Here is a 3662-nt window from a genome sequence, read left to right as displayed (position 1 = left end):
TCATGGGCGTCAAGGGCGCCTGGAGATACTCGAAGGAAAGAATGCAGGAGTTGTACGATGCGGGAGAGGTCATTTTGTCTTCGACCGGAAAGTCGCTGAGTCGCAAGAGGTTTCTCCGCGACGCCAAGGGAACGCCCGTCATCGATCTTTGGGACGATGTTAATCGCATCAGCCCGACATCGGCCGAGCGCCTTGGGTACGACACGCAGAAGCCGGAAGCTCTTCTCGAACGTGTCATTTCAGCCTCATCCAACCCCGGCGATCTCGTCGCCGATTTCTTCGCCGGGTCAGGGACGACAGCGGCGGTCGCCGAGAAACTCGGGCGCAAGTGGATCGCCACCGACCTCGGCAAGTTCGCCATCCACACCACGCGCAAGCGGATGATCGGCGTGCAGCGGTCGCTCAAGGCCGAGGGTAAAGACTATCGCGCGTTTGAACTGCTCAACCTCGGCCGCTACGAGCGCCAGCACTTCATCGGCGTCAACCCCAACCTGCGCGAAGCGGAAAAGCAGCAGCAACTCGACGCCAAAGAAGCGGCCTTCATCGACCTCATTCTCCGCGCGTACAAGGCGGAGAAGACGACAGGCTTCCCTGCGTTCCAAGGCAAGAAGGCCGGGCGGCTGGTGGCGATCGGGCCGGTGAACCTGCCCGTCACGCGGCTCTTCGTCGAGGAGATCATCGTCGAGTGCCGCAAGAAGAACGTGACCAAGGTGGACATCCTGGGCTTTGAGTTTGAGATGGGGCTCTTCCCCAATGTGCTCGATGAGGCTCGGGCCAAGGGGATCGACATCCAGCCCAAGTACATCCCGGCCGAGGTCTTCGACAAGCGCGCGGTCGAGAAGAACCAAGTGGTCTTCCACGACGTGAGCTTTATCGAGGTGACGCCGATCGTAAAGGGCAACACAGTTGCGGTGAAACTGACGGACTTCAGCGTCTTCTACAGCCAGGATTCGATCGCCGCGGCAGAGGCGGCGCTCAGCGAGGCCAAGAAGGGCGGCAGCAAGATCGTCGTCGACAAAGGACAGATCGTGAAGGTGAGCGTGAACGCGAAAGGCGTCACCAAGCGTGAAGTGCTGACCGAGAAGTGGACCGACTGGGTGGACTACTGGGCGGTGGATTTTGACTACGAAAGCAAACGCGAGATCATCCGCGTGCCGGTGGAACTGGACCCCGAGGCGCAGATGAAACTGATCAAGGGCGATCAGGGGCACCTGACAACTTGGGAAGAGAAGTGGACCGGCGAATACATCTTCGAGAACGAGTGGCAGAGCTTCCGCACGAAGAAGGATCGCACGCTGGAACTGACGAGTGCCGCGAAGGAAGTGGAACCGGGGAAAGGCGGGCGAAGGAAGATCGCGGTGAAGGTGGTGGACATTTTCGGGAACGACACGATGACAATCGTGGATGTGGCGGTGGGTGAGAAGGCGGATGGGAAGAAGGCGAAGAAGTGAGGCAGGGGGGGCCATTTCGGTGACGTCAACGAAATGGTGGGGGTATCGGGTCCGATCATTTCGGTGACGTCACCGACATGATCCGGCGGGCTGGGAGAGGCATTGGATGGCAAACATCATCAAAGTTCAGGGAACGTCGGTGACGGTGAAACGGGTCAGGGAGCACGATTACATCTCCTTGACCGACATCGCCCGTCGCAAGGATGCAGACGCAACCGACGATCTGATCAGGAGTTGGCTTCGCAACCGGAACACGATCGAGTTCGTCGGCTTATGGGAGCAGTTGAACAACCCGGGGTTTAAACCCGTCGAATTCGACGTGTTTAGAAAACAGGCGGGCTTGAACAGTTTCACGCTCACTCCCAAGCAATGGATCGAGAAAACCGGTGCGATCGGCATCGAATCCAAGGCGGGTCGGTACGGCGGTACGTTCGCTCATCTCGACATTGCGCTGGAGTTCGCGTCGTGGATCTCGGTCGAGTTCAAGCTCTACCTGATCAAGGAGTTCCAGCGCCTCAAGGAAGATGAACGCAAGGGCCTGGATTGGGACGTGCGGCGAAACCTCGCCAAAATCAACTACCGCATCCACACCGAAGCCATCAAAACCAACCTGATCCCCAACGAAGTGAACAAGGAGCAGGCGAACTTCACCTACGCCAGCGAAGCTGACGTTCTCAACGTCGCATTGTTCGGGATCACCGCCAAACAGTGGCGCGATGCAAACAAGAGCGAGAAGGGGAACATCCGCGATCAGGCGAACGGCGCGCAGCTCGTCTGCCTCTCAAACTTGGAAAGCCTGAATGCGGAGTTCATCAAGCAGGGGTTGCCGCAGGCGGATCGGCTTCGCAAGTTGAATGCGATCGCGATCGAGCAGATGCGCATTCTGGTGGCCGATGTCGACATCAAGCGCCTGAAGGGGAAGTAAGTCATGGCACTCCACACCGATTTCCCCACCGACCCGCACGCCATCCTCGATCCAGCCGTGCGCTGGTTCCCCGGTGACGATTCCCTTCGCGATAAGCGCATGGACCAGTTGATGCCGCCGCTGGTGGCGACATTGCGCAAGAAAGTAAAAGAGTTTCGCGACGGTGGGTACGTCGGCGCGACGGAGACAAGCAAGAGCCTGCTGAACTGGTGGTTCAACGAAGAACACCTGATGGAGCAGGCACACGGACCGAGCAAGCCGTTCGAGTATTTCTTTGCCCAGCGCGAGGCGCTCGAGACGATCGTCTATCTGACGGATGTGGTGGGGGTTCAGGACAAGCGCGACCTGATGCGATTCGATAGCACCGGCCTGGTCTCCAGCGGCATGTTTGATGAGGATTGGCGCCGGTTCGTCGTGAAGATGGCAACGGGTGCGGGCAAGACGAAAGTGCTGAGCCTTGCGCTGGTCTGGAGTTTCTTTCACAAGACGTACGAGGCAGATTCGACGCTGAGCCGGAATTTCCTGGTGATCGCGCCCAACATCATCGTGCTGGACCGTATTTACAAAGACTTTCAGGGCCTGCGTATTTTCTTTCAGGACCCGGCTTTGCCTGACAACGGGTTTGACGGGCGCAACTGGCGCGACGATTTTCAGTTGACGCTGCACGTGCAGGACGATGTGCGCGTGACCCGGCCGACCGGCAATATCTTTCTGACGAATATTCACCGCGTCTACGCGGGGAACGAGAGCATCCCGACCCCGGACGACGAAAATACGATGGATTACTTTCTCGGCCCCACGCCGACGGGATCGACGACCGACAGCAAGATAGACCTTGGCCTGATCGTGCGGGACATCGACGAATTAATGGTGCTGAACGATGAAGCCCACCACGTCCACAACCCGAAACTGGCGTGGTTCAAGAGCATTCAGGATATCGACAACAAGCTGAAGCAGAAGGGCGATCGGCTCTCGATGCAGATCGATGTGACGGCGACGCCCAAGCACGACAACGGGGCGATCTTCGTGCAGACCGTATCGGACTATCCGTTGGTCGAAGCGATCCACCAGAACGTCGTCAAGCATCCGACCCTTCCGGATGCCGCAAGCATCGCGCGACTCGAGCCGAAACCGAGCGCGATCTTTGAGGAGCGCTACGCCGACTACCTCGAGCTCGGTGTCGAGGAATGGCGCAAGAGCTACGCCGAGCACGAGGCGCTCGGCAAGAAGGCCGTGTTGTTCGTGATGGTCGATGACACGAAAAACTGCGATCAGGTCGGTGCCCA

The 3662-nt window shown here is 58.6% G+C and carries 3 protein-coding genes; all 3 read left to right on the top strand.

Annotated elements, in window-relative coordinates; translation table 11 throughout:
• The coding region (locus KF767_19210; protein MBX3020022.1) for a site-specific DNA-methyltransferase at positions 1-1451 on the top strand (1451 nt) is incomplete at its 5' end.
• 106 nt (positions 1452-1557) lie between these two features.
• The gene (locus KF767_19205; GenBank protein MBX3020021.1) at positions 1558-2376 is read left to right on the top strand and encodes a KilA-N domain-containing protein; all 819 of its coding nucleotides are present in this window, start codon (positions 1558-1560) and stop codon (positions 2374-2376) included.
• A gap of 3 nt (positions 2377-2379) precedes the next feature.
• A partial coding sequence (locus KF767_19200; protein MBX3020020.1) for a DEAD/DEAH box helicase family protein occupies positions 2380-3662 on the top strand: 1283 nt, incomplete at its 3' end.

The organism is Pseudobdellovibrionaceae bacterium (genome assembly GCA_019637875.1).
Lineage (GTDB): Bacteria > Bdellovibrionota > Bdellovibrionia > Bdellovibrionales > Bdellovibrionaceae > JAHBUW01.
The sequence above is the reverse complement of the archived record's forward strand: the minus strand, read 5'-3'. Positions and strand labels throughout refer to the sequence as shown.